30 protein-coding genes are annotated in these 26,464 nt (G+C 47.9%); 10 read left to right on the top strand and 20 right to left on the bottom strand.

The window, feature by feature from the left end:
* Positions 1 to 171: 171 nt before the first annotated feature.
* From Q0274_RS00290 to infA, 9 genes are all read right to left on the bottom strand, one after another.
* On the bottom strand, positions 172 to 363 hold the full coding sequence (locus tag Q0274_RS00290) for a hypothetical protein (RefSeq protein ID WP_298026505.1): 192 nt from the start codon (positions 361 to 363) through the stop codon (positions 172 to 174).
* A 134-nt stretch (positions 364 to 497) separates the two neighbouring features.
* Positions 498 to 1,058 carry a L,D-transpeptidase family protein gene (locus Q0274_RS00285; RefSeq protein ID WP_298026502.1) on the bottom strand — a complete coding sequence of 187 codons (561 nt, stop codon included), beginning with the start codon at positions 1,056 to 1,058 and terminating at the stop codon, positions 498 to 500.
* Positions 1,059 to 1,088: 30 nt separating this feature from the next.
* Complete coding sequence (gene rplQ, locus Q0274_RS00280) at positions 1,089 to 1,445, bottom strand: 50S ribosomal protein L17 (RefSeq protein ID WP_298026500.1); 357 nt, start codon at positions 1,443 to 1,445, stop codon at positions 1,089 to 1,091.
* Positions 1,446 to 2,471 (bottom strand): DNA-directed RNA polymerase subunit alpha, encoded by a 1,026-nt coding sequence (locus Q0274_RS00275; RefSeq protein ID WP_177387178.1) that lies wholly within the window; start codon positions 2,469 to 2,471, stop codon positions 1,446 to 1,448.
* 11 nt (positions 2,472 to 2,482) lie between these two features.
* A complete protein-coding gene (rpsD, locus tag Q0274_RS00270; RefSeq protein WP_005869858.1) occupies positions 2,483 to 3,109 on the bottom strand; it encodes a 30S ribosomal protein S4 in 627 nt (208 codons plus the stop codon).
* Positions 3,110 to 3,127: 18 nt separating this feature from the next.
* On the bottom strand, positions 3,128 to 3,520 hold the full coding sequence (gene rpsK / locus Q0274_RS00265) for a 30S ribosomal protein S11 (RefSeq protein WP_177387174.1): 393 nt from the start codon (positions 3,518 to 3,520) through the stop codon (positions 3,128 to 3,130).
* 10 nt (positions 3,521 to 3,530) lie between these two features.
* On the bottom strand, positions 3,531 to 3,899 hold the full coding sequence (rpsM, locus tag Q0274_RS00260; RefSeq protein WP_005869856.1) for a 30S ribosomal protein S13: 369 nt from the start codon (positions 3,897 to 3,899) through the stop codon (positions 3,531 to 3,533).
* A gap of 3 nt (positions 3,900 to 3,902) precedes the next feature.
* Complete coding sequence (gene rpmJ, locus Q0274_RS00255) at positions 3,903 to 4,016, bottom strand: 50S ribosomal protein L36 (RefSeq protein ID WP_005869855.1); 114 nt, start codon at positions 4,014 to 4,016, stop codon at positions 3,903 to 3,905.
* Positions 4,017 to 4,188: 172 nt separating this feature from the next.
* Positions 4,189 to 4,407, bottom strand: a complete 219-nt coding sequence (gene infA / locus Q0274_RS00250; RefSeq protein WP_005869854.1) for a translation initiation factor IF-1 — start codon at positions 4,405 to 4,407, stop codon at positions 4,189 to 4,191.
* A 188-nt stretch (positions 4,408 to 4,595) separates the two neighbouring features.
* Here infA and Q0274_RS00245 point away from each other — a divergent pair, with 188 nt between their 5' ends.
* Entirely contained in the window at positions 4,596 to 5,468 is an 873-nt protein-coding gene (locus Q0274_RS00245; RefSeq protein WP_298026497.1) for a neutral zinc metallopeptidase, read from the top strand.
* Between the two features lie 215 nt (positions 5,469 to 5,683).
* The gene (locus Q0274_RS00240; protein WP_298026495.1) at positions 5,684 to 6,112 is read left to right on the top strand and encodes a VOC family protein; all 429 of its coding nucleotides are present in this window, start codon (positions 5,684 to 5,686) and stop codon (positions 6,110 to 6,112) included.
* Between the two features lie 698 nt (positions 6,113 to 6,810).
* Here the strand turns inward: Q0274_RS00240 and bcp are convergent.
* Positions 6,811 to 7,338 (bottom strand): thioredoxin-dependent thiol peroxidase, encoded by a 528-nt coding sequence (gene bcp, locus Q0274_RS00235; protein WP_298026492.1) that lies wholly within the window; start codon positions 7,336 to 7,338, stop codon positions 6,811 to 6,813.
* Between the two features lie 55 nt (positions 7,339 to 7,393).
* A complete protein-coding gene (locus Q0274_RS00230; RefSeq protein WP_298026489.1) occupies positions 7,394 to 7,633 on the bottom strand; it encodes a hypothetical protein in 240 nt (79 codons plus the stop codon).
* A gap of 73 nt (positions 7,634 to 7,706) precedes the next feature.
* Here Q0274_RS00230 and Q0274_RS00225 point away from each other — a divergent pair, with 73 nt between their 5' ends.
* The gene (locus Q0274_RS00225; RefSeq protein ID WP_298026486.1) at positions 7,707 to 8,255 is read left to right on the top strand and encodes an NAD(P)H-dependent oxidoreductase; all 549 of its coding nucleotides are present in this window, start codon (positions 7,707 to 7,709) and stop codon (positions 8,253 to 8,255) included.
* Between the two features lie 211 nt (positions 8,256 to 8,466).
* On the opposite strand, the gene Q0274_RS00220 is transcribed toward Q0274_RS00225, so the two are convergent.
* The 7 genes from Q0274_RS00220 to Q0274_RS00190 form a co-directional block, all read right to left on the bottom strand.
* The gene (locus Q0274_RS00220; RefSeq protein WP_298026485.1) at positions 8,467 to 8,592 is read right to left on the bottom strand and encodes a hypothetical protein; all 126 of its coding nucleotides are present in this window, start codon (positions 8,590 to 8,592) and stop codon (positions 8,467 to 8,469) included.
* A gap of 556 nt (positions 8,593 to 9,148) precedes the next feature.
* The gene (locus Q0274_RS00215; protein WP_298026483.1) at positions 9,149 to 9,574 is read right to left on the bottom strand and encodes a molybdopterin-binding protein; all 426 of its coding nucleotides are present in this window, start codon (positions 9,572 to 9,574) and stop codon (positions 9,149 to 9,151) included.
* Between the two features lie 472 nt (positions 9,575 to 10,046).
* Positions 10,047 to 10,403: a DUF488 domain-containing protein gene (locus tag Q0274_RS00210; RefSeq protein ID WP_298026480.1), complete on the bottom strand. Its 357-nt coding sequence runs from the start codon at positions 10,401 to 10,403 to the stop codon at positions 10,047 to 10,049.
* A 20-nt stretch (positions 10,404 to 10,423) separates the two neighbouring features.
* Complete coding sequence (purF, locus tag Q0274_RS00205; RefSeq protein WP_298026477.1) at positions 10,424 to 11,770, bottom strand: amidophosphoribosyltransferase; 1,347 nt, start codon at positions 11,768 to 11,770, stop codon at positions 10,424 to 10,426.
* A 52-nt stretch (positions 11,771 to 11,822) separates the two neighbouring features.
* Positions 11,823 to 12,014 (bottom strand): hypothetical protein, encoded by a 192-nt coding sequence (locus tag Q0274_RS00200; RefSeq protein WP_298026474.1) that lies wholly within the window; start codon positions 12,012 to 12,014, stop codon positions 11,823 to 11,825.
* A 28-nt stretch (positions 12,015 to 12,042) separates the two neighbouring features.
* Positions 12,043 to 12,804, bottom strand: a complete 762-nt coding sequence (dapB, locus tag Q0274_RS00195; RefSeq protein ID WP_298026471.1) for a 4-hydroxy-tetrahydrodipicolinate reductase — start codon at positions 12,802 to 12,804, stop codon at positions 12,043 to 12,045.
* A gap of 50 nt (positions 12,805 to 12,854) precedes the next feature.
* On the bottom strand, positions 12,855 to 16,217 hold the full coding sequence (locus Q0274_RS00190) for a DUF748 domain-containing protein (protein WP_298026469.1): 3,363 nt from the start codon (positions 16,215 to 16,217) through the stop codon (positions 12,855 to 12,857).
* A 65-nt stretch (positions 16,218 to 16,282) separates the two neighbouring features.
* Between Q0274_RS00190 and Q0274_RS00185 the strand changes: the two genes are divergently transcribed.
* From Q0274_RS00185 to carB, 7 genes are read left to right on the top strand one after another with little or no spacing between them, the layout of a single operon-like run.
* Positions 16,283 to 17,416 carry an epoxyqueuosine reductase QueH gene (locus Q0274_RS00185; RefSeq protein WP_298026466.1) on the top strand — a complete coding sequence of 378 codons (1,134 nt, stop codon included), beginning with the start codon at positions 16,283 to 16,285 and terminating at the stop codon, positions 17,414 to 17,416.
* Between the two features lie 33 nt (positions 17,417 to 17,449).
* Positions 17,450 to 17,899, top strand: coding sequence for a 3-hydroxyacyl-ACP dehydratase FabZ (gene fabZ / locus Q0274_RS00180; protein WP_298026464.1), 450 nt, complete (start codon positions 17,450 to 17,452; stop codon positions 17,897 to 17,899).
* Positions 17,899 to 18,687, top strand: coding sequence for an acyl-ACP--UDP-N-acetylglucosamine O-acyltransferase (lpxA, locus tag Q0274_RS00175; protein ID WP_298026461.1), 789 nt, complete (start codon positions 17,899 to 17,901; stop codon positions 18,685 to 18,687). Before fabZ ends, lpxA begins: the two co-directional genes overlap by 1 nt.
* Positions 18,687 to 19,925, top strand: a complete 1,239-nt coding sequence (gene clpX / locus Q0274_RS00170; RefSeq protein WP_295152772.1) for an ATP-dependent protease ATP-binding subunit ClpX — start codon at positions 18,687 to 18,689, stop codon at positions 19,923 to 19,925. The genes lpxA and clpX overlap by 1 nt, the downstream gene beginning before the upstream one ends.
* Positions 19,926 to 19,934: 9 nt before the next feature.
* Positions 19,935 to 20,969 (top strand): rod shape-determining protein, encoded by a 1,035-nt coding sequence (locus Q0274_RS00165; RefSeq protein WP_005869818.1) that lies wholly within the window; start codon positions 19,935 to 19,937, stop codon positions 20,967 to 20,969.
* The gene (gene mreC, locus Q0274_RS00160; protein WP_298026459.1) at positions 20,962 to 21,711 is read left to right on the top strand and encodes a rod shape-determining protein MreC; all 750 of its coding nucleotides are present in this window, start codon (positions 20,962 to 20,964) and stop codon (positions 21,709 to 21,711) included. Before Q0274_RS00165 ends, mreC begins: the two co-directional genes overlap by 8 nt.
* The gene (gene carB, locus Q0274_RS00155) at positions 21,711 to 24,974 is read left to right on the top strand and encodes a carbamoyl-phosphate synthase large subunit (RefSeq protein ID WP_298026456.1); all 3,264 of its coding nucleotides are present in this window, start codon (positions 21,711 to 21,713) and stop codon (positions 24,972 to 24,974) included. Before mreC ends, carB begins: the two co-directional genes overlap by 1 nt.
* Before the next feature lie 33 nt (positions 24,975 to 25,007).
* On the opposite strand, the gene Q0274_RS00150 is transcribed toward carB, so the two are convergent.
* On the bottom strand, positions 25,008 to 25,916 hold the full coding sequence (locus Q0274_RS00150; RefSeq protein ID WP_295152766.1) for an HNH endonuclease: 909 nt from the start codon (positions 25,914 to 25,916) through the stop codon (positions 25,008 to 25,010).
* The coding region (locus Q0274_RS00145; protein WP_298026452.1) for an AAA family ATPase at positions 25,909 to 26,464 on the bottom strand (556 nt) is incomplete at its 5' end. The genes Q0274_RS00150 and Q0274_RS00145, both read right to left, overlap by 8 nt.

Below are 26,464 nucleotides of genomic sequence, written 5' to 3'. Positions count from 1 at the left end.
TTTTGGCGAATTATATCCAAAAGCGATAAAAAAAGGCTTATCGGGGATGAAATTTAATCTGAAATTTTGCGCGAGGACGCGGATTTTGCGTAATGGCTCGCAAAGAATTTTATACGCCGCGAACGGCGAGCCGCGATTTTAAAATTTTATCGATTTAGGCAAGGACGAAACTTACAAATCATCGGGCTTGCGTATATTTAAATTTAGACTATTTGCGCCATAAATTTGGGATGAAATTTCAGCTAGACCGAGGGCTAAATTGGAGATGAAATTTCGTTTGAGCGGTATGTAAAATTTAAAGCGGAACTGTCTAAATTTAATTAATACAAGCGCCGATACGATTAAATTTTTATAAAAAAACATATTTCGATCTTAATCGTAAATTTTGCGGGATATGAAAGATTGGGCGGCAAATATTATTTTAAAGCACATAGATGAAATTTACGCTACGTTTTATATCGATCGCGGCTGTGAAATTTTAGCGTAGGCGCGTGCAATCACGGTAAAATTTCTATCGGCGTGCCGATTTTTACATGCTCAAAAAGCTCGTCCATATCGTCGTTGACGAGCGCTATGCAGCCCTCCGTCCAGTCGCCGAACGCCGCGATACTCTGCCCTAGGTAGCTGAATTTATTCGGTAGCCCGTGGATTTTGATATCACCGCCTGCGCTCTTGCCGAGGGATTTTGCGTGTGCTACGTCGGCTTTGTTCGGATAGGAGATGCCTAAATTTAGATGATACGCCGAGTTTGGATTTTTGCCGTTTATGGTGTAGTTGCCCTCCGGGGTTTTGCCGTCGCCTTGAACTTCTTTGTGTCCTTCAGGCTCGCGTCCGAGGGCGATTTTGTAGCTTTTTGCGATGCCTTTTGAGGTTAAAATTTCAAGAATTCGTTTGGATTTATAGACGCGGATTTTAGAGATTTGCTCGCCGCTCAATGCTTGCTTTAGCGGAATTTCGGAGTTGATCGTTTCGATATTTTTATAGCTAAGATAATTGTCCAATGCCCATGCCAAGCCCGCAGCTACGATAATAAGCGGAAGTAAAATTTTAAATTTCATAGAAGAAATTTCGGGAGTGATCCCGAAATTTTATTTGCTGATTAGCTCGATATAAGCCATCTCTGCGGCGTCGCCCTTGCGAAGGCGGGTTTTGATGATGCGAGTGTAGCCGCCGTTTGCACCTGCATATTTTGGAGCGATCTCGGTGACCAGCTTATTTGTCGCAGCCTTATCCTGAAGCGCCGCGAAAACAAATCTATGCGCCTCGCTGTCGCCCTTGCGCGCGTGAGTGATTAGCTTCTCGGCATAGCTTCTTAGCTCTTTTGCCTTAGGAAGCGTAGTTTCGATCTTGCCGCTAGTAACTAAAGCGATGGTTAAATTTTTAAGCAGGGCGGCACGGTGAGACGAAGTACGCCCTAGCTTCCTATATCCGTGATTATGTCTCATTTATTGTCCTTCATTCTTTTGTCTTTGAGCCTTCAGCTCGTCAAGCTTGCGTTTTAGCTGCTCTTTTTTATCGCCGAGCTCTTGGTTGCCGATAGGATAACCGATCTCCTCCATAACGGCTTTGATCTCCTCGAGCGATTTTTTGCCTAAATTTTTAAGGTCTTTAAGCTCGCTCTCTTCCATAATCGCTAGCTCGCCGATAAATCTAATATCCGCGCGATCCAGGCAGTTAAAGCTTCGCGCGCTTAAGCTTAGATTGCTAACGCTCTCGAAAAGCTTTGCAAACTCGGAATTTGCGGGAATCGCTCTACCGAAAGTGTCCGCAGCGCTGATATTTACGATACCTTTGAAAACCGCCAGCTGCTGATACATTGCTTCAAGCGCGTTTTTAAACGCATCTATCGCGCTGATCTGGCCGTCGGTAGTGATCGTAAAGACCACCTTTTCGTAGTCGGGATTGTCCTCTACAAATACGTTTTCGATGTCGTAAACGGCCTTAGTTACCGGGGTAAAAAACGCATCCAACGCGATGAAATCAGCGTCTAAATTTTCTCTGATCTCTTCGCTTGGAACGTAGCCGATGCCCTTTTCGATGATGAGCGTAAATTTAAGATCGGCATCCTCGTTTATCGTAGCCAGATAAGCGCTTGGATTTACGATCTCTACAGCGTCGTTATTTAGGTCGCTGCCGTAAATTTCTTTAGGTCCTTTAAAGCTGTATTCTACGACCTCGCGTAGGGAATCGCCCTTAATTTTAAACCTTAAGCCCTTTAAATTTATGATAAAAGCCGCCATATCCTCGAGCATACCGCGCATGCTGTCGAATTCGTGGCTTACGCCTTCGATTTTAACCGCAGTCGGCGCGAAACCGACCGTGCTCGTATAAAGTAACCTTCGTAAAGGATGAGCTAGAGTGACGGCATATCCCGTTTCAAAGGGATATGCTATGATTTTAGCAACATTTTCGCTGACATTCTCAACCTTTATTTCAGTTGGCATATGAGCTGATGTTGTGATTTTTCTCATATTAGCACCTACTATTTTGAGTAAAGCTCTACGATAAATCTTTCCTCTACAGGAATAACAACTTCTTCTCTCTCCGGAACTCTAGAAAAAATTCCGTATCTTTTCTCTTTTTCTACGTCTACCCATGCTACGATACCGGTCTGTGCAGTAAGATCCAATGCTCTTGAAATTTGCGGGTTATTTTTGCTCTTTTCGATCACTTCGATCTTTTGTCCCGCGCGAACGGAGTACGAAGGGATATCGACGCGCTTGCCGTCTACCAAGATATGTCCGTGCGTAACGAGCTGGCGCGCAAATCGTCTAGTCGTAGCAAAGCCCATGCGGTAAACGACGTTATCTAGCCTCTGCTCTAAAAGCTGAACCAAAATCGCTCCGGTGTTACCCTCTCTGCGAGCCGCTTCGGCAAATAGCCTGCGGAACTGCTTCTCGCTTACGCCGTACATAAATTTAGCCTTTTGTTTCTCGCGAAGCTGTGAACCGTATTCGCTTAGTTTAGCGCGTCTTTGTCCATGTTGACCCGGAGCGTAAGGGCGTTTTAAAAGTGCGCTCTTGCCCGCAAGCCTTCTCTCGCCTTTCATAAATAGATCGACGCCGAGCCTTCTTTCTAATTTTTCAACCGGTCCTGTATATCTAGCCATAAATTTCTCCTTTTATAATTACACGCGACGTCGTTTAGGCGGTCTGCAACCGTTGTGCGCAAGAGGAGTGATATCTTTGAAATATGTAACTTTAATCCCTTCTACGCTACCTACGCTTTTAACGGCGGTTTCGCGTCCGCTTCCCGGACCCTGAACCTTGACGCCTACCTCTTTGATGCCGTGCTCTTTGGCTTTGTTTAGCGCGTCCTCGACGGCTTGCTGCGCCGCATAAGGGGTGGATTTTTTGCTGCCTTTAAAATTTAAAGCGCCCGCACTGCTCCACGCGATCGCGTTGCCCATCTCGTCCGTTACGGTAATCATAGTGTTGTTAAACGTAGCGGAAATGTAAACTATGCCTTTGGCGATATTTTTTCTGACGGTTTTTTTCTTAACTACTTTTTTTTGTGCCATATCTCAATCCTTATTTAGCTGCCGCGCCGACAGTTTTGCGTTTGCCTTTTCTGGTTCTGGCGTTCGTTTTTGTTTTTTGACCGCGAACCGGAAGGCCCTTTCTGTGTCTTAAGCCGCGATAGCCGCCCAAGTCCATAAGCGCTTTTATATCCATAGCCACTTGTTTGCGAAGATCGCCTTCGACCATATAGTGCTCTTGGATCTCTTTTCTGATAGCGGCGGCTTCATCTTCGCTCAGATCGGCGACTCTTTTATCGTAAGAAATTCCTGCCGCATCGAGAATTTTTCTCGACGTAAATAAACCTATACCGTAGATATAAGTTAGTCCGTATTCAATCCTTTTTTTCTTTGGTAGATCTACACCTGCGATACGAGCCATAACTTATCCTTGTCTTTGTTTATGTTTTGGATTTTCACAAATAACGTGAACAACACCTTTGCGCTTGACAATTTTACATTTGTCGCACATTTTCTTAACGGATGGACGAACTTTCATTCCACTCTCCTAAAATTTTCTCCACTTTAAATGCAAACTGCACCTAGGTTTAATGAAATTTCAAAAGCGAAAGTATCAAACCAACTGTTTTCAAAATAGTGGGGATTTTGAAAACACTTCTTCCTACAGTTTAGTCGCAAAATCGCGAGTATATCTAAATTTAACTTTATCCTTACTTATAGCGGTAGGTGATCCTGCCTTTATCGAGGCTGTAAGGGGTCAGCTCGACTTTTACGCGATCGCCCGGCATTATCTTGATGTAGTGCATCCGCATCTTGCCCGCGATATGGCATAAAATCACGTGTTTGTTGTCCAGCTCGACCTTAAAAGTCGCGTTCGGCAGCGCTTCTATGACGTTGCCGTCGATCTCTATGACGTCGTCTTTTGCCACAAATTCTCCTTTCTTTTAAATTTAAAAAGGGCGATTATATAGAATTTAAAATTTTAAACAGCTTAAAAGAAATTTAAAATAAGCAAAATTTCAGATTTATTTCGCTACGCGCGAAGTATTTTACAAAAGCAAGGCGGCGCTCTTTTTAAAATTTTAGTATAATGGCTCAAAAATTTTAAAGGAAAAACATGAAATGGCAAGATGGCAGGCGAAGCTCAAACGTGGAGGATGACCGCGCAAGCAGCATGCGCACGAGCTCCGGCTCGCTTGGGATGCTGATCCCGATCATCAGGTTTTTGCTCGGCTCAAAGATCGGGCGCATAGTGCTTGTAATCGGCGTGGTGGCGTATTTTATGGGTTACAACCCTTTGGCGCTTTTAGACGGGGGCGCTAGCACGCAGAGAGAGCCGACGGACAGCCCGCAGGAGCAAGAAAAGCTCGCCTTCGTCTCGGCGGTGCTAGCCCAAACCGAGGACGTTTGGGGCGAGATATTTAAAAGTGCCGGCGCGCACTACGAGGAGCCCGGACTTCGGCTCTTCCGCGATCAGATCGCAAGCGGCTGCGGCTTTGCAAGCGCGCAGACGGGACCTTTTTATTGTCCGAGAGACCATAAAATTTATCTCGATCTCGGCTTTTTTGACGAGCTTGCAAACAAATACAAAGCGGGCGGAGACTTCGCGCAGGCCTATGTCATCGCGCACGAAGTGGGGCATCACGTTCAAAATTTAATCGGCACGCTAGAGCAGATCAATGCTCTTAAAAGGCGTGCTCGCAGCGAAGCTGAGCAAAACGCGCTTCAGGTCAAAGTCGAGCTACAGGCGGACTGCTACGCTGGGGTCTGGGCGCATTATCTAGCAAAAGCCGGGCGCGTACTTGAAGCTGGCGACATCGACGAGGCGCTAAATGCTGCTAGCGCGATCGGCGACGATACGTTGCAACGTAAATTTAGCGGCCGCGTCGTGCCCGATTCCTTCACGCACGGCACCTCGGCGCAGCGCAAAGAGTGGTTTAAAAAGGGCTTAGCGGGCGGAAACCTAAAAGCCTGCTCGTTTGAGCCGTAAGGAGTGGGCTTTGAGCTAGCTTGCGGGCTAGATCAAGGGCGGTTTAAATTTTAAAATTTAACGCCGAGCCTAGGACGAAATTTAGAATTTTAATGATCGGCGATTAAAAAGTTCAGACGGCGCGCTCGGCTATCGCGACGACGGCTTGTTTGAGCGCAGGTTTGACTACGGCATAAGAAACCAAAATAGATACGTTAAAATTTATGGAGGCAAAAATGAATAAAATAACCTGCATCTGCCTAGGCGTGCGAAGCATGCAAAGGGCGCTGAAATTTTACAGAGACGGCCTAGGGTTTAAGACGGATTGTAAAGACGACGACCCGCCGGTATGCTTTTTTGATACGCCGGGGACCAAATTTGAGCTCTATCCACTGGACGCGCTGGCGCGAGATACCAGTGAAAACGATCCGCCCAAGGGCAGCGGATTTTGCGGCATCACGCTAGCGTATAACGTAAAAAACAAAGAGGACGTAGCTAGCGTCATAGAGCTAGTAAAAAAGGCGGGCGGAACCATCGTCAAGGAGCCTCAAGATACGTTTTGGGGCGGATACCACGCATATTTTGCCGATCCTGACGGATACTACTGGGAGGTGGCTTGGGGGCCCGGTTTTAAATTTGACGAGGACGGGCTACTCAAATTTTAGATCAAAATTTCTGCGGACGAGGCTTGTTCGGAGGCGCCGAAGCCTTTGCGCAAACGTGTAAAATTTAAACTTAAAATTTTATTGCAAATCATCGGGCTGGTCTTTGGCTCGTATAATTTGCGGCGCCGTTTTTTCCGCGCTTTGCTTTAAACATCGAGCGAAATTTTACTCTCCGATATGATCCGCGACGCGGATTTTATGCGAGGCTAAAATTTACCGCACCCCGCCGTTGTTTTACTTGTGCTCGCAGTACAGCTTTGCTCGTATCGCATGCCGCTACGCAAAGCAAGAAAGCGGATATTTCGCGGCGCTTTTATCCGTGAGTGCGGCTAGGAAAAAGCGATAAGCTCCTAGAAGCTTTGCGCGGCGGCCTCTTTCAAAAACCGCTTGTTTATGAGCGAATTTTCGATGTCGGGGTGAGCTAGAATGATTAAGTTTTTATATTTTTCCTTTAAAATTTTATTTTGGGGCGATAAAATTTGCCGCTAAAATCGCACTTAGAGCTCCGCTTTGAAATTTTATTTTCAAATTAGCGGCGGAATTCTAAGGCAAAATTTCAAGACCGAATTTTAATGCCGAAGCTTCGGCGCCTAAATTTGACGCCGAAATTCCATAGCAAATTCCAGTGCATAAATTTTATAATTAAAGCTTAGTGCAAAATACGCCGGAGCTCTATTTCAAAACGCTGGCTTGGCGCTTTATTTCCCCGCAGCTAGCAGATCTGCAAGCACCTTTGCCGCGTGATCCTTTGCCTTGACGCTTTTATAGACCTTTAAAATTTTGCCGTCCGCACCGATCAAAAAGGTCGAGCGCACGATGCCCAGATACTCGCGCCCGTAGTTTTTGCGCACCTGCCACGCGCCGTATAGCTTGGCTACCTCGTGCTGCGGATCGCTCAGCAGGATGTGCTTTAGGCTTTGCTTGGCGATGAAGCCCGCGTGGGATTTGGCGCTGTCGGGGCTGATGCCTACGATCACGCAGTCTGCGGCGATGAAATCATCGTACGCGGCGCTAAATTCGCACGCTTCGGTCGTGCAGCCTGGGGTGTTATCCTTGGGGTAAAAATACAGCGCGACCCTCTTGCCTGCGAAGTCCTTTAGCGCGACGCTCGCTCCGTCGGCGTTTTGTAGCGTAAAAGCGGGCGCCGCATCTCCTGCTTGCAGCGTGATTTTGCGCTCGCGATCCTCTGCGCTAAACTCGCCTTCGATCTGTGTTTTTCTCTGCATATCGTGTCCTTTTTTTTGAAATTTTCGGGCTTGTAGCCCGAGTTGCGGCTAAATTTTAATCTTTTTTCATAAATTTATCCTTGCTTGGATGAAATTTTGCCCCGCGCCGCAGCTGCGCGCGCATCGGGTGGATCGCAAGTGAGATCGTTCCAGACAAGAGCGGGCTAGGGGCTTGCTTTGCGGCACGCGTAAAAACATTTTGTTGCACATGCCTTGAGGCAGTATGGTACGAGAGCGCCTCGTATCTATTGTGCCACGCAAATCCAGGTTCCTCACAAGCAAAATAACTCTTCATTTTTACAACCCCTCTTAATCTACTTTTAGCTTTTTAACGATATGATTCTGCAAATTTTAACAAAGGAAATAAGATGAAAACGCTCGTGATCTTATCGCATCCCAATTTCGCCGCCTCGCGCGTAAACAAAGCCCTATCGCAGGTCGCAAAGGCCTCTGCCGGCGTAGAGGTGCGTCATTTGGAGGGACTTTACGGCACCGACACTGCGCGCATCGACGCTCGCACAGAGCAAGACGCGCTACGCGGCGCGGATCGCATCGTATTTTTGTACCCGATGTACTGGCTAAACGTGCCGCCTATGCTAAAAGCTTATATCGACATCGTCTTTTCGCACGAGCTGGTGGGCTCCGGCGCGCTTAAGGGCAAGGTCTTGCAGCTTGCGCTAAGCATCAGCACCCCGCTTAGCGAGTACTCCAAACAAGGCGCGATCGGCTTTAGCATGGATGAAATTTTAACGCCGCTTAAGATCGCGGCAAACTACTGCGAGATGGAGTTTGCCGTACCGTTTATTAGCAGTGGGTTTGAGCCTGGAGAGTTTGGCGACGATGCCGTAGATGCCGCGGCTGCACGCTTCGGCAAACTTTTACGAGGCGAACTAAGCCCCGGCGAGTATCAAATTTAGCAAAGCAAATGCCCGCTACCCGCGGCTACGAGCCGAAATTTTACGAGGGCGAATTTTAGCCGCGAAACTGCCGCTTTTAACAAACCGATCGACAAAAGCTCAAAGTGGATCGAAACACGCTATGGATGGCTCGACTAATACGTGCGTGCACTCGTCGTAGCTAGTGTTGATTGCTTGCAAGGTACAAGCGTATTTAAAAGGTGCACATCGGCTAGCTGATGTTGTCATCTATGGAGGCACGAATGGCGTTCGGCTCGAAGTCATCGGCGTAAAACTCATCGTGTTTATTTGCGCAAGAGCGGTTAAATTTCGTAGCAAGTGGCAAAGTAGGGGGCAAAGTGTGTGTCGTGATCTTTTTGGATCGGGTGTGGGTTTTTGCGAAGCGGTCTCTGTCGCGCTTGTAGAGTTTAAATTTTAAAATTTACCGCATCGCGTAGTATTTTGCAAAACATCGTACCGCCGCCGCGAAAAGATATGCCGAGCCTGCCGCTGTAAAAGTGTGGTGATCGGTCGCTACTACGCAAAGCGGCGGCGTGTCACGAGCGCGAAAAATATGAAAGTACATCGTTATAAGCGAGCGAGCGGGGCAAGAGCGAGTTTGCGTTTCATAAATATCTCGCGTGAGTGGGCTTGCGTGATGAATGGATGCAAAGCCTGCGCAAAATTCGCACTGCGGCAAAATAGGGCAAGACCGCTCTTGGTGTGATTGGGGCTGGATGTCGCACGGGGCGCATCTGCGCGCATGAGAGAAAAGACCGCTTACGGCGCTATTTGAGCTGCTGCGAAATTTGATTTATCAAAAGAGATTTTTGAAGAAGGAGCAGAATTTATAAAATTTCGCTCCTTGATTTTGTGATGTTTAAAGCGTGCACATCGTTTCGCGCAATGCAGGATTATTTTACGCCGACGATGATTTGAGTAGCTTTTATGATCGCAGTTACTTCGTCGCCGACTGCTAGCGCCAAATTTTTAACGGAGCTGTTTGTGACGATCGCGCTTAAATTTTCGCCGCCTGCGGTTCTGACATCGATTTCAGCATTAATTGCGCCCTCTTTAACGGCGGTGATTTTGCCTTTTAGTTGATTTGCAGCACTTAAGCGAAGATCATTTTCTCCCTTTGAAATGATGACATTCGGGGCTTTGAATAAAAATACCGCCTCTTTGCCTGCTTTTAAATCCAAAGTTTTTTCAGAATCGACCGTAACGGTTGCTTTTAGCACGTCGCCGCCTCTGGTTTTAGCTGTGATTAGCGAATTTACCGCACCTATTTTTACGTCGCTGATTACGACGTGAAGCTGATTTCTAGCACTGATTGCCATTGTTTCTCCTTGTAAAAAATTACGAGCAATGTTAGCGGTAAATCCTTAAATGAAATTTAAAAATGCTGCGTGTAAGAAATTAATTTGATTTGTTGCGAATTTGTATTAAGCCCACTTTTTAAATTCCTAGCTTGCATTATGAAAAATAGCGTTAAAAAATAGATGAAATTCTAAATTTGCATATTAAATCGAGTTATTTTCCTTGAAATTTTGTTCGCTTTTTATAAAATTCTGCGTTTTTTAGAGTTCTGGTGCAAAATTTAGCGTTTGTTTTGTGCATCTGCGAAGTGTACATCCGGATAGAAAATTTATCTCAAATCGCGTCTGGTAAGGTTTTAAAAGCACTCCGCTTAAGCCTTGTTCACTGAATTCTATGCCTCGCGTATCGGTTTTATGAGTGGATTTTGGTGAGCGAGGCGATTTTACATTTGCTTTAAAATTATGGCGAGCGGTGCGCTTTGAGCGCAAAATTTCAGCGCACCTTGCTTTGCAGAAAATCGCGCAGAATCATCGCGTGGTTGCAGTGCTCGTCTTTCGCAGCGTATAGCAATGTGACGACCGGCTCGTTTTTAACCTTTTTTAAAAATTCAGCTACGGCGGGATTTTGCTCAAGCTCAGCTAAGTAAAGCTCCTTAAAATGGGCGAAATTCTCAGGCTTATGCGCGAAAAGCTTACGTATTTCGGTGCTAGGCGTTATGTCTTTTGCCCACATATCAAGCTCCAGCGCGTCTTTTTTTACGCCGCGCGGCCACAGCCTATCGCAAAGCACGCGAAAACCATCCTCTTCCTCCGCGCTCTCATAGACGCGCTTAATCTTAAATTTTGTCATAGTTTGCTCCTTTAAATTTGCTAATCTTTGATGAAATAATCGCCGTCGAAGCTTACGAGCGAGTACTTGCGCTCGCCCCCAAGCGCCTCTACGAGCTCAGGCACGCTAAGAAACGTGAGGCTGTCGGCACCTATAAATTTGCAAATTTCATCCGTGCTCATATTCGCGGCGATCAGCTCGCGCACGCTCGGCGTGTCGATACCGTAGCGCTCGGGATACTTTAGCTCGGGGCTTGCGATGCACATATGCACGTGCGCTGCGCCCGCATGGCGCAGAAGCTCGACGATCTTTTTGCTCGTGGTGCCGCGCACGATGCTGTCGTCGATCACCGCGACGCTCTTGCCGTGCAGTGCCGCGCCGATCGGATTTAACTTGAGTTTGACCTTTAAATTTCGCACCTCTTGCGTCGGCTCGATGAAAGTGCGGCCGATGTAGTGGTTGCGCACGATTGCCATCTCAAAGGGGATTTTGCTCTCTTGCGCGAAACCTAGCGCCGCCGGCACGCCGCTATCGGGCACGGGCACGACGAAATCAGCTTTTAAACCCCCGCATTTTCGCGCGAGCGCCGCGCCCAGCTTTTTTCTGACCTCGTATACGTTTTTGCCCTCTACGACGCTGTCTGGGCGCGCGAAGTAGATGTATTCAAACGCACAAATTCTAGCCTCCGCGGCTTTTAAAATTTGAACCGAGCTAAACTCATCCTTGCCCTCTTCGAAGATCACCATCTCGCCGGGCTTCACGTCGCGGATGAACTCGGCTCCTACGAGATCAAACGCGCAGGTCTCGCTCGCGACGATGTAGCCGCCGTCTTTAAGCCTGCCGATGCTGAGCGGACGCACGCCGTAGCGATCGCGCACGGCAAACATCTTCGAGCGGCTTAGGATCAGAAGCGAATACGCGCCCACGCACTGATTCAGAGCTCCGACGATGCGGTCTTTTAGATGCTCCTGCTTGCTACGGGCGATGAGGTGCAGTATGTTTTCGGTGTCCATGCCGGACTGAAAGATCGCCCCCTCGCTTACGAGCTTGTGGCGGATTTCGTCTTTATTGATCAAATTTCCGTTATGAACGATAGAGATCTCCCCAAGAGCGTAGTTGCCCGCAACGGGCTGTGCGTCCTTTAGACTGTCTGCGCCCGCGGTGCCGTAGCGGTTGTGGCCGATCGCGATGTTGCCCTTTAAAATTTCAAAGCTTGCGGGGCTAAAAACCTCCGTCACGAGCCCCGTGGCTTTGATCGTTTTGATGTGATGGTTGAAGCTCGAGCTGATGCCGCTTGCCTCCTGGCCGCGGTGCTGCATGGCAAAAAGCCCGTAATACGCGGTTTTAGCCGCACCTTCGGAATTTATGACTCCCACGATTGCGCACATTTTCTAACCTCTTAAATTTTATTTTTTAGAAATTTATCTATATTTTGTTTTATCATTGACGGCTTGCCATCCGGCATTTTGCCGGCGCTTTATCTAACATATCGGCTGAAATTTTAAACCCCTCGGCGATATTTGCTCTACCTTTGGCGTAGCTGCCGAATAGCCCGACTTTGCAAATTCCAAAGCTTTCAAGCTCGGGTTTTAGCTCGCGCAAAAAATTTAAAATTTCATCTTTGGTTAGCATTTTTTCCTCTTAAATTTAGCCGCAAACGCTAGATTCCTAAGCAGTCGTCGATGCCGTAAAGCCCGCTATTTTGGGACGCAAGCCATACCGCTGCCTTTATCGCGCCTCTGGCAAAGGTCGCGCGCGAAGTCGCCGTATGATTTAGCTCGATGAACTCGCCATCGCCGTAAAATCCCACAGTGTGGCGCCCGACTATATCGCCGCCGCGTAGCGACATCACGGCGATCTCGTCCTTGCCCCGCTCGCCGATAAGTCCGTCGCGACCGCTTACGCGCACGTCTTTCAAGCTTAGCCCGCGCGCGCTTGCGGCACTTTCCGCAAGGCTCATCGCCGTGCCGCTCGGGGCGTCTTTTTTGTGGCGGTGGTGCATCTCTAAAATTTCGCAGTCAAAATCGCGCAAACTCCTGCTGGCAAGCGCTACGAGCTTGTTTAGCACCGCGACGCCCAGACTCATATTCGTAGCGTGCAGCACGGGCATCTTCGCGCCGCATTCGCGCAGTAGCCGCTCGCCCTCATCGCCCAGAGCCGTCGTACCGATGCAAAGCGGCTTTGGGTGCGAAAGCGCAAATTTCATTAAGCTTATTGCGCCGTCTCGGATCGTGAAGTCTATCACGACATCGCAGCCGCTAAAAAGCTCGTCGTAGCTGCGGCTTGCGGCGCAGCTCGGCGTATAATCAAGCGGCGCGATCGTGTAGATCACGCTTGCTCGTGCCTGATCGAAATTTTTCAGGCATTCGTAGATCATCGTGCCCATTTTGCCGCTTCCGCCGTGAATTCCTATATTTATCATCGCTCATCCTTTAAATTTAGTCCGCTTAGTATAGCCAAATTTTGCTTACACTACCTCTCTACGCCAAGACTTAGCGGGATGAAGCTGTTTTGTTTAAGCTCCGCTTCGCTCGGGTTTTCGATCTCTATACGAGAGGCGCTTACGCCGCGCTGCACGAGTGCCGATTGCACGGCGGCAGCCCTAGCAAGGGCTAACTCATCAAGACGGGAGCGGGTAAATTTCTGCGCGCTTATCAGCTCCTCCATCGCCTCATCGCCGCTAGCTTTGATGCCGTATTTGATCTTAAGCACCGCTATGGCTTCATCCGTGGAGAGCCCTTGTTTATTGGACATCAGCGTGAGGGTGTTTTGCAGCGAACGCCTTTGGAACTCGTGAGTATCGAGCTTTTCGTTATACGCAGAGTTTAGAATGATCTTAAGATCGGGCTTAGCTTTTGCGACCTTGGCTAAATCATCGATTTTAGAGCTTTCACTGATTAAAATTTCGCTGCTTGCCGCCTCAAAATCGATACTTTCCAGCTTTTTCGTATCCACGCCTGCGATCTTTCCCATAAATCTAAACGGACTTAGCACGATGTCCGAGAGCAGCTTTTTGATTGCGCCCCAAACGAGCGCGCCGTAGCTAAATTTCGGATCGCTCAGCGTTCCGCTTAGAGGCAGGTTAATATCGATCTGATCGTCGCTGTCCTTTAGGATCGATACCGCTAGCCCGATCGGAAGGCTCAGCGCATCCTTGCTCGCTACCTCTTTGCCAAGCTCGAAGCGGTCCAAATTTAGATCGTTGCTTGCATTCAGCTTACCGTCATCGATTTTGTAGACAAGTTTTAAATTTAACTTGCCGCCTGCGATTTCATTGCCGATATATTTGGCGGTATAGGGCGATGCGGGCGCAAGCGGAATCTCCTTTAAAACGACGTTTATATCGCTTTTGCGTTTAAAATCCAGCGGATAGGCGCGCGCCGTGATGCTTGCCAGCCCACTTCCGCTTACGAGCGAGCTAAATTTGATATCCGCAGCTCGCTTCGGGCTGATCTCGCTGATGCTTGCTTTCATATCGCTGATGCGCAGTTTAAAGGGCGCCGCCATGCTCTCGTCGGTAAAATTTAAACTTCCGCCGCTAAGCGAGATATTTTTTACGCTCCATGCAAAGTTTGACGCGCTTTTTGCGGATCTTCTAGGCGCCGCCTCCGCCGGCTTTGCGGCCTGTTTTGCCTGCGCGGCGGGCTTTATCAGCGAGAGCAAATTTAAACGCCTGTCTTTATTTAACGAGATATTTGCCGCAGGCGAGCCAAGAGCGATCTTGTTTAGCGTGAGAGAGTTTGGGCTTAGCGCGATTTGCGCGACATTCAGCGACGCGAGGGAGAAAATTTTATCCCTGCCCGAGCTTAGCGCCAAGCCCTTGCCCGATAGCTTTGCTTCGAGCGAGAAGGCGTTTGAAAGCTTCAGCTGCCCTTGCGTAGCGAGCTCGCCGGCGATGGAGCCTGCGATAAATTCTGCCGCATATTTGTTAAAGACGCCCAAGTTCGGCGCATTTAGGCTGAAGCTCACGCCTACGTTAAGTGGCGCGATGCTAGCCTTGCCGTCCGCGTTAGCCGTGATCTCGTCGGTGATGAGATTTGCTTTGATGCCGAAGGGCTCGGCGAAATTCGAGCTTAGCCCGCTTAGCGTGGCGCTAAAATCCTTGATCTCGTGCACGTTGTTTTTAACGATAAAGCTCTCGCCGATCTTAGCCTTTGCGCCCGTTACGGAGGCCTCGCCGATCTTAAATTTTAAAGCGGGGCGTTTGGCGGGCTTTTTAGAATCCGAATTTGCGCCGCTTGCCGTAGAGTTTACATCCGCCGGGTTTGTGTCGCCCGCGCTCGCCGTTTTTTTAAAGCTCGCGTGATCTTTAGAGATTGCGCTTAAGATCGCCAGATCGTTTATGCTTTTGGCGCCGTTAACGCCCACTTCCGAGTTGAAAAACGGCGCGTTTAGCAAAATTTTATCCACGCCCAGATTTAGATCCGCGACGTTAAATTTCACTTCCTGCACGCCGAAGCTTTCAAATCCGCTAAAAATTCCGTTTTTATTTGCGATTTTGGAGTTTGAAATTTTAGCAAACTTCAGACTTGCGCCGTTTTGCGCGCCCTCTTTGTCGTAGTTAAACGCGCCCAGCTCGGTTGCGGCGAGTGAAATTTTATCGCTGCGCGCTAGCGTAATCTGCGTATCTGCGATATTAAAGGCGCCAAAGCCCGTATGAAGGGCTGTATCGTTACCTTCGGCGTTAAATTTTAAGAAATTTTCCGTGATTTTAGTATCGTTTGAGACGACCGAAATTAGCTGGTTTGCAAAGCTTGAGCGGTTTAGATCTACGCTTTTTACGGCGGAGTTTAGCCGCAAGTTCGAGCCCGTTTTATTAAAATCCAGCGCAAAATCCGCGACCTGTGCCCCCTCAAAGCCCGTGGAAATTTTAGTTTCGTTCATATCGTATTTTGCGTCCGAAACTAGCACTTGCGGGATCGCTACTGCGCCTGAAATTTCATCCGAAACATCCGTATTTAGGCTAAAGCTCGGGATTTTTAGAGAGCCTAGAGAAATTAAGCTTTGATCTTGCAAAATTTCTAAGCTCTCAAGCTCGAGCTTTGAGTTTTCAAGCGCAAATTTTATATTTTCATCAAGGCTCAATCGGTAATTCAGCGTAGCGGAAAGAAAGCCGTTCTTAAGCCGCACGCCGCTAGGATCGAGGTATGATAGCCAAAACGGATCGATTTTCAGCCGTTTAAGATCTATTTTGCCGTGCAAGCGCAGCGGCGCCAGATCGATGGCTCCATCGAAGCTCAGCGAGTCGTATGTGCGCGAAACCGCGCTTAGATCGTGCTCGCCGATCGTTTCGTCTTTTAAGCTTAAGCCGTTGATCTCATAATTTAGCTCGGTCGAGATGAGCGAAAACGGCCTTTTCAGGGAGTTATCGACGTAGCCCAGAGAGCCGCGCTCGATCTTAAAATTATTCAGCGTGACGTTGAAGCTCGAGTTTTCATCCTTGCTTTCGCTCTTTTGCTCCGAAATTAGCGGCTCGAAATTGAAGGTGCCGTTTTGCTCGCGCTCGACGTGGAATTTAGGCGATTTTAGGTGCAAAATTTCTACCGCGAGAGTCTTTTTAAAAAGCTTTGAAAAACCGATTTTTAAATTTATCTCATCGGCGCTAAACAGCGGCTTAAAGGTGCTAAGCTCCGGCTTTGTGACGTTTAGCTCGTAGGTAAAGGGGTTAAATTTAGCATCCTGCACGCTAAAGCTTGCTCTGCCTTCTAAAATTTTAGGCAGCGCCTTTTCGATAAAAAGCGGCACGCCGAAAAAGCCCGCAAGCACGTAAAACAGCGCAAATCCACCTACGCCGAAAGCAAACTTACGCCAGTGTTTCATAAAAAAATTTTTCATTTTTCCGCTCATTAATTTTGATAGCGTAAAATTATATCCAAAAATTTCGTGCAAAGGGTTAAAATTTGCTGGTTCACATCTGCTGTTCGGTCGATTGCGATTATTTTTTACTCCGCTTAAAAGAGCTTGCGCAAGAGCCGCTAATAGGCTATTTCTACGATCCAAACATCCACCCTTACGGCGAATATGTTCTTAGAATGCACGACGCAAAGCGGGTTTGCGAGAATTTGGGGATTAAATTTATCCCGGGCGAGTATGATTTTCAGGGCTGGCTACAGGGTGCGCGCGGGCTTGAAAACGAGCCCGAAAAGGGTGCGCGCTGCGAGTTTTGCTTTGATTTTCGCATGCAAAAAACGGCCGAGCTCGCGCTAAGTCTAGGCGAGCGCAAAATCACTACGACTCTTCTTATGAGCCCCAAAAAATCGCACGCTCAGCTTTGCGGCTCGCTGCAGCGCATTTGCGAGCGCTACGGGCTAGAGTTTATCGCGCCCGATTTTCGTAAAAACGGCGGCACGAACGAGCAGTTTGCGCTTGCGAAAAAGGATGCGCTGTATCATCAAAACTACTGCGGCTGTATCTATGCTCTCGCGGCACAGCGGAATGATCAGCGAAAGACCGAGCGGGATTTCGGCGGAAGTTTGGCGGCGGATTTGAAGCGAAATTTAACTTGCGACGCCGAAATTTACGAGCTAATGTCGTCTATCGATCGGCAAATCCTGCCCGCTTCGGTAGAGGAGAAGTTGAAATTTTACAAAAAGCTTTGCTCGCTCGAAAGAAAAGGAGTTAAATTTAGCGTGCTGCGCGATCGGTTTTTAAATTACCGCCTGCTGCGCGCATGGATTAAATTTGACGGGTGTGTAGTGCCCTCGTTTGTGCTATTTGGCTCGCATTTTACGCGCGAAAACGTGAAGTTTAGCATAGAGCGGGAGTGCGAAATTTTTTGCAGCGATAAGGGCGAGATTAAAATTTTAAGCCTGGCGAAATTTAACGAAATTTCAAGATCAAATTTCAAAAGCGTATCCGAAATGCTAAAAAACCCGCCGAGCCTAGCGCTCCAAAATAAAGCTCGCGCCGCCCTGTGCGCTGCGGGTTCGCTCTCACCGATCATCGTCACGGACGAGATAAGAGCCGCCAAAGTTCAAATTTACGGGCTCTCACGCATATTTTTAGACGTTAGGGAAATTTTAGTAAGAATTTGATAAAATTGCAAGATTTTTAAATAAAGGCAGATAATGATAGACATAAACGAAATTCTCTCCATCCTACCCCATCGCTTCCCGTTTTTGCTGATAGATCGCGTCGAAGAGCTCAGTATAGGCGAAAGCATCAAGGCCTATAAAAACGTAACCTACGGCGAGCAGATTTTCCAAGGCCACTTTCCTGGTCATCCGATCTATCCTGGCGTAATGATAATCGAGGGCTTAGCGCAGGCGGGCGGCGTGCTGGCGTTTAAGAGTATGGAGAAAGACGGCGTCGATCTAAGCGACAAAGTCGTGTATTTTATGAGTATCGATAACGCTAAATTTAGAAACCCGGTTCGCCCAGGCGACAAGCTTGAGTATCGCATCAGCGTAATCAAACACCGCGGACGCATCTGGGTGTTAAAGGGCCAAGCCTACATCAACGATGGCGCCACGCTGGCCGCGCAGGCTGAACTTCAAGCGATGATAATGGATAAATGATGGCTAAAGTTCACCACACGGCGATCATCGAGGACGGCGCGCAGATCGGAGCCGAGGTTGTGATCGAGCCGTATGCTTTCGTAAGCGCGCAGGCTAAAATCGGCGACGGCTGCACGATCAAGCAGGGCGCGCGCATCATCGGCGATACGCAAATCGGCGAGGGCTCTAAAATTTTTTCATACGCGATCGTGGGCGAAATTCCGCAAGATATGAGCTTTGAAGATGGCGAGCGCACGGGGTTAGTCATCGGCAAAAACGCTACGATTCACGAGTTTTGCACGATCAGCTCGGGCTCGCATAAGGGCGACGGATTTACGCGCATCGGTGATAATCTCTTTATGATGGCGTATTGCCATATCGCGCACGATTGCGTGCTGGGAAGCAACATAATCTTAGCCAATAACGCCACGCTCGCAGGTCACGTCGTAATGGGCGATTATGCCGTTATCGGCGGGCTTACCCCCGTGCATCAATTCGTCCAAATCGGCGAGAGCTGCATGATCGCAGGGGCTAGCGCGCTTAGTCAGGACGTGGTGCCGTTTTGCCTAGCCGAGGGGAATCGCGCCTATATCCGCGGATTAAATTTAACGGGCATCCGCCGCCGCTTCGATAAAGAGACGGTCGAGACGATAAATCGAGCGTATAAATTTTTATTCAACCAGGGTGGGGGCTTAAAGGAGCAGGCGCAGATTTTATTAAACGAAACGAGCGATCAAAACGTGCGCAAGATGTGCGAGTTTATAATCAATACAAAACGCGGAATTCCGCTAGATAAGGGTAAAATTTAATGGCAAACAAGTGCAGTTTTTGCGGTGAGACGGGCGCGGACGGGCGTCGTATCTATCCTAATGACGACGGTACGGCGGCTATCTGCAGCTATTGTATCGATATGGCATACGCCGCTATCCACGGCAGCGAGGGTCAAAATGAGGCGATACAAAATCAAAATAAAGAGATCGATTTCGAGGCTATCAAGCCAAAGGCGCTGATGGAGGTTCTCAACCGCTACGTTATCGGCCAGGAGCGCGCTAAGAAAATTTTTAGCGTCGGCGTTTACAACCACTATAAAAGAATTTTCAGGCAGACCGACGCGAAGGGCGACGATACAGAAATTTCAAAATCAAATATCTTGCTTATCGGGCCTACCGGCAGCGGCAAGACGCTTATGGCGCAGACTTTAGCGCGATTTTTGGACGTGCCGATCGCCATTAGCGACGCTACGAGCCTAACGGAAGCGGGCTACGTAGGTGAGGACGTAGAAAATATCCTCACTCGCCTTTTACAGGCTGCGGATGGCGACGTAGAGAAGGCGCAGCGCGGTATCGTATTCGTAGACGAGATCGATAAGATCGCGCGAATGAGCGAAAACCGCAGCATCACGCGCGACGTAAGCGGCGAAGGGGTACAGCAAGCGCTACTTAAAATCATCGAAGGAAGCGTCGTAAATATCCCTCCAAAGGGCGGTCGCAAGCATCCAAATCAGGACTTCATACAGATCGATACTACTAATATCCTATTCGTCTGCGGCGGCGCGTTCGACGGGCTAAACGAGATCATCAACCGCCGCATCGGGCAGAACGTGCTCGGGTTTAATCAAACCAAGCGCAGCAAGAAAGAGAGCTTAAATTTGCTAAACATGGTCGAGGCCGACGATTTGGTGCATTACGGCATAATTCCCGAGCTCATTGGGCGCTTGCATGTAGTGGCTACGCTAAATGAGATCGACGAAAAGGCTATGGTTAGAATTTTAACAGAGCCGAAAAACGCGATCTTAAAACAATATCAAAAGCTCTTTGCGATAGACGGCGCAAATTTAAAATTTGACGACGACGCGCTAAGGGAGGTCGCGAGCCTTGCGATCAAGCGCAAAACGGGCGCACGCGGACTTCGCAGCATAATCGAGGAGATTATGATCGATATTATGTTTGATCTGCCTGAGCTTAAGGGCTATGACGTCATCATCTCCAAAGAGGTCGTAGACGGCGTCTCTAAGCCTATACTTGTAAAACAAAATTTAACTGCATAAAGGGGATAAATGTTACTTGATTCGATTCTAGGATTATTTTCTAGGGATATGGGCATCGATCTAGGCACGGCAAACACGCTTGTGCTGCTAAAAGATAAAGGCATCATCATCAACGAGCCGAGCGTCGTCGCGGTACAAAACGAGCGCTACGGCAAGCAAAGGATCATCGCCGTGGGCGCCGAAGCTAAAGAGATGCTCGGGCGCACTCCGGGCGATATCGAAGCGGTGCGCCCGATGAAGGACGGCGTTATCGCGGATTTTGATATGACGGAGAAGATGATTAGGTATTTTATCGAAAAGACCCACAAGCGCCGTTTTTTCGTAAGTCCGCGCATCATCATCTCGGTTCCTTACGGGCTAACTCAGGTCGAACGTAAAGCCGTGCGCGAAAGCGCGATGATAGCGGGTGCACGCGAGGTTTATCTAATCGAAGAGCCGATGGCTGCGGCGATCGGAGCGGGCCTTCCGGTCAATGAAGCGCGCGGCTCGCTGGTCGTGGATATTGGCGGCGGTACCACCGAGATCGGCGTCATCTCGCTAGGCGGTATCATCAGCGCCAAATCCGTTCGCGTCGCGGGCGATAAGATCGACGCAAGCATCGTTAATTACGTCAAAGAAAAATATAGCCTGCTTATTTCGGAGCGTGCCGCCGAGGAGATTAAGATAAAGATCGGTACGGCGGTGCAGCAGCAAAAAGATCTTACATACACGGTCAAAGGAAAAGACCAGATCAGCGGGCTTTTAAGCTCGGTCGATCTTACGAGCGAGGACGTTAGAGAGGCGATTAAAGACTCGATCAGAGAGATTGCCGATGCGTTAAAATTTGTGCTAGAGAGCATTCAGCCCGAAGTTGCCGCCGACATCGTCGAAAACGGCGTCGTGCTAACGGGCGGCGGCGCGCTTATTCGCGGATTAGATAAATATCTAAGTGACACCGTAAAGCTTCCGGTTTTTGTCGCGGACGAGCCGCTACTGTGCGTCGCAAACGGCACAGGAAAAGCCCTAGAAGAGATCAAATCGCTAAAACAAGCGGCAAATGACTAATCTCAAACTCCTCCTCGTCGCGGTTTTGCTGGTAGCCGTTTCGTTAACGTTCGGCTCGTATATCCACGGTAAATTTATCGGATTTGCAGGAGGAATTTTAGAGGTTTATTACAGCGTGAGCGATCGGGTAAAAAGCGCCGTGAACGAGCATTTTAACCAGGCAGAGACGATCAAAGCTCTACGAGAAGAAAACGCCAAGCTAAAAAAATCGGCGATGCTGCTTAGCACGTTCGCGGGCGAGCTGAATAAAATTTTGATCGATAAAAATAGCTCTATTTATGAGCCCAAAGTCCAGCTCGTAAAGGCGCTAAGCTACGCGAATCTAAACGACTACAACAAATTCTTTGTAAATTTTGAAAATTTTAACCCAAACAAAATTTACGGCCTCATCAGTGAGGGCAAGACCGCAGGAATTTTAGTAAATAAAGACGGGCGCCCGCTTGCGATCTTACAGCGCGACGAAAAGAGCAATTTCTCCGTTTTCATAGGTGACGCTCAAATTCCTGGCGTCGCAGGCGGCGAAAATAACGAGCTCGTAGTCAGATACATCCCACAATGGCTCGATCCCAAGGTAGGCGATGAGGTGCTTACCAGCGGCAAGGACGGGATTTTTTTTGCCGGCGTGCCGGTAGGAAAGGTTAAAGAAATTCAAAGCGGGAAGCTATACAAAAGCGCCGTCGTAGAGCCCTACGTGAGCTCCGAGATGCCGGCGTTTTTGTATGTCGTTACAAAGGAAAATTGATGCCCAAAAGAGATGATATTAAGACGATTTTACTGATCGGCAGCGGTCCGATCGTAATCGGTCAGGCGTGCGAGTTCGATTACAGCGGCACGCAGGCTGCCAAGACGCTAAAGAGCCTCGGATATCGCGTAGTGCTAATAAATTCTAACCCTGCCACCATTATGACCGATCCTGATTTCGCCGACGCTACCTATATCGAGCCGATCACCAAAGAAAGCATTTTGCGTATCATAAAGCGCGAGGGCGTCGATGCGATCCTGCCTACGATGGGCGGACAGGTCGCGCTAAACGTCGCGATGCAGGCTTACGAAAGCGGCGAGCTAGCGGGGGTGAAATTTCTAGGCGCCAAGCCTGAAGCGATAAAAAAGGGCGAGGATAGAGTAAAATTTAAAGAGGCGATGATTAAGATCGGAATGGATCTGCCTAAATCCAAATACGCCTACAATATCGAAGAGGCGATGGCTGCTGCAAATGAGATCGGCTTTCCGCTCATTATCCGCGCTAGCTACACCCTAGGCGGCGCAGGTAGCGGCGTGGCGTACAATATCGACGAGTTTAAAGAGGTCGCGCAAAACGGGCTAGACGTGAGCCCGATAAATGAAATTTTGATCGAAGAGAGCCTTCTTGGATGGAAAGAGTTTGAAATGGAGGTGATCCGCGACCATAAGGACAACTGCATCATCGTCTGCTCGATCGAAAATTTCGACCCGATGGGGGTGCATACGGGCGATAGCATCACGGTTGCGCCCGCTCTGACGCTTACCGATAAAGAATACCAGGCGATGCGCAACGCAAGCTTTAAAATTTTACGCGAGATCGGCGTGGATACGGGCGGCAGTAACGTGCAGTTTGCGGTAAATCCGCAAACGGGGCGGATGATCGTCATCGAGATGAACCCGCGCGTAAGCCGCAGCTCGGCTCTCGCGTCCAAAGCCACGGGCTATCCGATCGCCAAGGTCGCTACGATGCTGGCGGTAGGCTTTAGCCTGGATGAGATCAAAAACGACATCACCGGCACGCCTGCAAGCTTTGAGCCGGTGATCGATTATATCGTGACTAAAATTCCGCGCTTTGCGTTTGAAAAATTCCCCGGCGCAAACCCGCATCTCGGCACTGCGATGAAAAGTATCGGCGAGGTGATGGCGATCGGGCGCAGCTTTAAAGAGAGCATTCAAAAGGCGCTGTGCTCGCTGGAGAAGGGCTACTTCGGCTTCGTAGAGCTAAATTTAAGCGAAAAAGATCTCATCTTCGGGCTTCGCAACGCGCAGCAAGATAGAGCTTTATACATCGCTCAGGGTTTTAGAGCGGGCATGAGCGTGGATCAAATTTACGAGCTTAGCAAGATCGATCGCTGGTTTTTGAGCCAGATCGAGCAGATCGTAAAATTTGAAGAGCGCATCGATATGGAGATCATCAACGATGCGGCGCTTTTGAGACAGGCCAAGAGCTGGGGCTTTAGCGATAAGATGATCGCAAATTTGATCAACAAAAAAGACAATCTGGGCCTTACGCAAAACGATATCCATTTTGCCTGCGCCAGGCAGGGCATCGACCTTGAATACAACGAAGTAGATACCTGTGCGGGCGAGTTCGCAGCGCTCACTCCGTATCTGTACTCCAGCACCAACATAACGCCCGCCATCGCAAGCCGCAAAATTTCAAAAGATAATAAAAAGGTCCTCATCATCGGCGGTGGTCCGAACCGCATCGGGCAGGGCATCGAGTTTGACTACTGCTGCGTGCACGCTAGCTACGCTCTGCGCGATATGGGCATCACCACGATAATGTATAACTGTAACCCAGAAACCGTCAGCACCGACTACGACACGAGCGATATTTTATACTTTGAGCCGATCGATTTTGAGCACGTTAGAGCGGTCATCGAGGCTGAAAGCCCCGACGGCGTGATCGTGCATTTCGGCGGCCAAACGCCGCTAAAGCTCGCCAAGCGCCTAAGCACCGTGGGGGCCAAGATCATCGGCACGAGCGCACGCACGATAGACGTGGCGGAGGATCGCAAGAAATTTAGCGAGTTCATCGCAAGTATCGGCGTCAAACAGCCGAAAAACGATACCGCCGTAAGCGAAGCCGAAGCGATCGAAAAGGCCGCTGCGATCGGCTATCCGGTGCTCGTGCGCCCTAGCTACGTGCTCGGCGGTCGTGCGATGCGGCGCGTACATAGCGAAGCCGAGCTTAGGCAGTATATGAGCGAGGCGGTGCGCGTGAGCGACCATTCGCCGGTACTTATAGATAAATTTTTACTTGACGCGACCGAGCTTGACGTCGATGCGATCTGCGACGGACGCGACGTGTATATCGGCGCGATAATGGAGCATATCGAAGAGGCAGGCATTCACAGCGGTGATAGCGCAAGCATTTTGCCGCCGCTTAGTCTAAGCGCGGAGATGATAGATCTGGTAAGTCGCCAAACCAAAGAGATCGCGTTAAATCTCGGCGTCGTGGGGCTTATGAACATTCAATTCGCGATTTTTGAAAACGAGCTTTATATTATCGAGGTAAATCCGCGCGCGAGCCGCACCGTGCCGTTTGTCAGCAAGGCGAGCGGAATTCCGATGGCTAAGGTCGCTACCCGCGTAATGTGGCAAGGAGGCTTGCGCGAGGCTTTGAAATTTTACGACGAGTTCGGCGTGCTGGTCGAAGAGAAGGGAATTTTAAAACCGCGTATTAAAAACCATATCTGCGTAAAAGAGAGCGTCTTTCCTTTCAACAAGCTTGCGGGCGCGGATCTGATCCTGGGGCCTGAGATGAAAAGCACCGGCGAGGTGATGGGTATCGGCGAGAGCTTTGCCAAGAGCTTTGCTAAATCGCAAATCGGCGCGAGCAACGCGCTTCCAAGCGGCGGCAAGGTATTTTTGTCGCTCGCGGATCACGACAAGCTGCGAGCCGTAGAGCTTGCGCGCGCTCTTACGGGCGCAGGCTTTAGTATCGCCGCTACGAGCGGCACTCACAAGCTGCTGGGAGAAAACGGCGTAGAGTGCGAGTTTGTCTATAAAATCAGCGAGGGTCGTCCAAATATCGAGGACAAGCTCAAAAACGGCGAAATTTCGCTCGTCATCAATACCAGCGATAGTAAATCAAACTCTACCGACGCCGCGAAGATCCGCCAGAGCGTGCTGCGCTTTAGACTGCCGTATTTTACGACGATGAAGGCGGCGATCGCGGCTACGCGCTCGATCTGCTCGATAAAGGACGAATCTGCGCTTGAAGTTAAAACGCTACAAGAGTATCTAAGCGGGGAGTAGTGAGTTGAAGTTTAGCAGCGGAATTTCTCGCTGCTAATACAGTAAGCCCAAGCTTTTACTTATATCTATTAAAAGTTTACTTAATGGTCTTTTGTTGATGTCTTTTTCATCTACATAAACTCCAATTATAAGTCTTAGTAAATCTTCTCGGTTATTAAAGACCTTCCCTTGGTAATTTTGCAAAAGCTCGTCAATATAGCTTTCCGTATAAATTTGAGATTTTTGTATGAGTTCTAATATAAGGTCTTTATGTTTTTGATATATACTAATAATGTGAAATAGCTCAAGAGTATTTTTGATTTCATTTTCGTCCGACTGTTCCAAAGTGTCACATTCTAGTTTAAAATCCTCTTCGCTATAGAGATAATCTGAATTTTTAGGAGTATATTTAAATAGGATTTTATCATTAATCGATGTATCAAAAGGGGAGCAAATATTTATGTTCTTGTTTGATTTTATATGATTGCAAGTGTGGCAACATGGAACTAGATTATAAATGGATATAGCAAAACAGGGGTATTCGCTTTTTGGAAAGAAGTGATCTAATTCTGCAGTTGAAATTATTTGATTGCCCTGCACCTCAAAATTTACTATGTAGTTTCTATTGCAGTATGGACATACCGATATATTCAGATTCTTTATATGCTCTATTCTAATTCTACGATTTATAAATTCTTCATAGAGATCTATATCTTTGTCAAATGTTATATTTTTTTCATCTATATATTTTTTTATGATCTTTAATTTATTAAAGTCCATAGTTATCAAGCTTTCTAAGGTGATAACATTGTCAAATTCTGAAAGTTTTATTTCTTTCAACTGTTTTTCTAATCTGTTTATGTATGATTTCAATTCCGAATTCTTTTTAAGTGCTTTAAATTTTCCTAGAATATTTCCTTTAAATTCGCTTTTAGCCTTATCTGTCATATCTATTTTAATCATTTTCTCCTAGTTCCTGTATTCGCTTTTCTAGTTTCTTTATATCATTTTTTATAATATCAATTTCGTCTATTTTATGAATACGTGCATCATTTAGCATCTGCCTAAGTTTGGCTTTTAAAATTGGCTCACCAATGAGTGATATAATATTCTCACAACCCTTTATTTCGTCGTTATTTAACCATGGCTTCTTTAGTATATTTATGACATTATCTATTTTTTCTTTTGCAAAATTTCCCATCAGTCCATTATTCATAAAAAATGCGTTGGCCAATAAAGTATGGATATTGGCTCCAAAGGTATTTATGTCCGGATAGACTTGTTTGCCATCTTTTAAAAATATGATATTTTCATTTGGGATATCAGATATAATAAAAGGCGAATGCGAGGTTAGTATCAGTAAAAATTTAAGATCTTTAAAATTTTCTAATAATTTTATAATTAAGTTAAATAGCTCCTTTTGCCATAATGGATGTAATCCATTTTCTGCTTCATCCAAGATGATGTTAAAAATTTCTTTGCCATCTTTATGATAAAAATCTATAAGATCG

Source organism: uncultured Campylobacter sp., assembly GCF_937973075.1.
Taxonomy (GTDB): Bacteria; Campylobacterota; Campylobacteria; order Campylobacterales; family Campylobacteraceae; genus Campylobacter_B.
This window is presented reverse-complemented; position numbering and strand designations above follow the sequence as displayed.

Excerpts from the sequence above, each read along its gene's own strand:
- Q0274_RS00290 (WP_298026505.1), bottom strand. The coding sequence starts at position 363 with ATGTTTTTTTATAAAAATTTAATCGTATCGGCGCTTGTATTAATTAAA.
- Q0274_RS00285 (WP_298026502.1), bottom strand. The coding sequence starts at position 1,058 with ATGAAATTTAAAATTTTACTTCCGCTTATTATCGTAGCTGCGGGCTTG.
- rplQ (WP_298026500.1), bottom strand. The coding sequence starts at position 1,445 with ATGAGACATAATCACGGATATAGGAAGCTAGGGCGTACTTCGTCTCAC.
- Q0274_RS00275 (WP_177387178.1), bottom strand. The coding sequence starts at position 2,471 with ATGAGAAAAATCACAACATCAGCTCATATGCCAACTGAAATAAAGGTT.
- rpsD (WP_005869858.1), bottom strand. The coding sequence starts at position 3,109 with ATGGCTAGATATACAGGACCGGTTGAAAAATTAGAAAGAAGGCTCGGC.
- rpsK (WP_177387174.1), bottom strand. The coding sequence starts at position 3,520 with ATGGCACAAAAAAAAGTAGTTAAGAAAAAAACCGTCAGAAAAAATATC.
- rpsM (WP_005869856.1), bottom strand. The coding sequence starts at position 3,899 with ATGGCTCGTATCGCAGGTGTAGATCTACCAAAGAAAAAAAGGATTGAA.
- rpmJ (WP_005869855.1), bottom strand. The coding sequence starts at position 4,016 with ATGAAAGTTCGTCCATCCGTTAAGAAAATGTGCGACAAATGTAAAATT.
- Q0274_RS00245 (WP_298026497.1), top strand. The coding sequence starts at position 4,596 with ATGAAATGGCAAGATGGCAGGCGAAGCTCAAACGTGGAGGATGACCGC.
- Q0274_RS00240 (WP_298026495.1), top strand. The coding sequence starts at position 5,684 with ATGAATAAAATAACCTGCATCTGCCTAGGCGTGCGAAGCATGCAAAGG.
- bcp (WP_298026492.1), bottom strand. The coding sequence starts at position 7,338 with ATGCAGAGAAAAACACAGATCGAAGGCGAGTTTAGCGCAGAGGATCGC.
- Q0274_RS00230 (WP_298026489.1), bottom strand. The coding sequence starts at position 7,633 with ATGAAGAGTTATTTTGCTTGTGAGGAACCTGGATTTGCGTGGCACAAT.
- Q0274_RS00225 (WP_298026486.1), top strand. The coding sequence starts at position 7,707 with ATGAAAACGCTCGTGATCTTATCGCATCCCAATTTCGCCGCCTCGCGC.
- Q0274_RS00215 (WP_298026483.1), bottom strand. The coding sequence starts at position 9,574 with ATGGCAATCAGTGCTAGAAATCAGCTTCACGTCGTAATCAGCGACGTA.
- Q0274_RS00210 (WP_298026480.1), bottom strand. The coding sequence starts at position 10,403 with ATGACAAAATTTAAGATTAAGCGCGTCTATGAGAGCGCGGAGGAAGAG.
- purF (WP_298026477.1), bottom strand. The coding sequence starts at position 11,770 with ATGTGCGCAATCGTGGGAGTCATAAATTCCGAAGGTGCGGCTAAAACC.
- Q0274_RS00200 (WP_298026474.1), bottom strand. The coding sequence starts at position 12,014 with ATGCTAACCAAAGATGAAATTTTAAATTTTTTGCGCGAGCTAAAACCC.
- dapB (WP_298026471.1), bottom strand. The coding sequence starts at position 12,804 with ATGATAAATATAGGAATTCACGGCGGAAGCGGCAAAATGGGCACGATG.
- Q0274_RS00190 (WP_298026469.1), bottom strand. The coding sequence starts at position 16,217 with ATGAAAAATTTTTTTATGAAACACTGGCGTAAGTTTGCTTTCGGCGTA.
- fabZ (WP_298026464.1), top strand. The coding sequence starts at position 17,450 with ATGATAGACATAAACGAAATTCTCTCCATCCTACCCCATCGCTTCCCG.
- lpxA (WP_298026461.1), top strand. The coding sequence starts at position 17,899 with ATGGCTAAAGTTCACCACACGGCGATCATCGAGGACGGCGCGCAGATC.
- clpX (WP_295152772.1), top strand. The coding sequence starts at position 18,687 with ATGGCAAACAAGTGCAGTTTTTGCGGTGAGACGGGCGCGGACGGGCGT.
- Q0274_RS00165 (WP_005869818.1), top strand. The coding sequence starts at position 19,935 with ATGTTACTTGATTCGATTCTAGGATTATTTTCTAGGGATATGGGCATC.
- mreC (WP_298026459.1), top strand. The coding sequence starts at position 20,962 with ATGACTAATCTCAAACTCCTCCTCGTCGCGGTTTTGCTGGTAGCCGTT.
- carB (WP_298026456.1), top strand. The coding sequence starts at position 21,711 with ATGCCCAAAAGAGATGATATTAAGACGATTTTACTGATCGGCAGCGGT.
- Q0274_RS00150 (WP_295152766.1), bottom strand. The coding sequence starts at position 25,916 with ATGATTAAAATAGATATGACAGATAAGGCTAAAAGCGAATTTAAAGGA.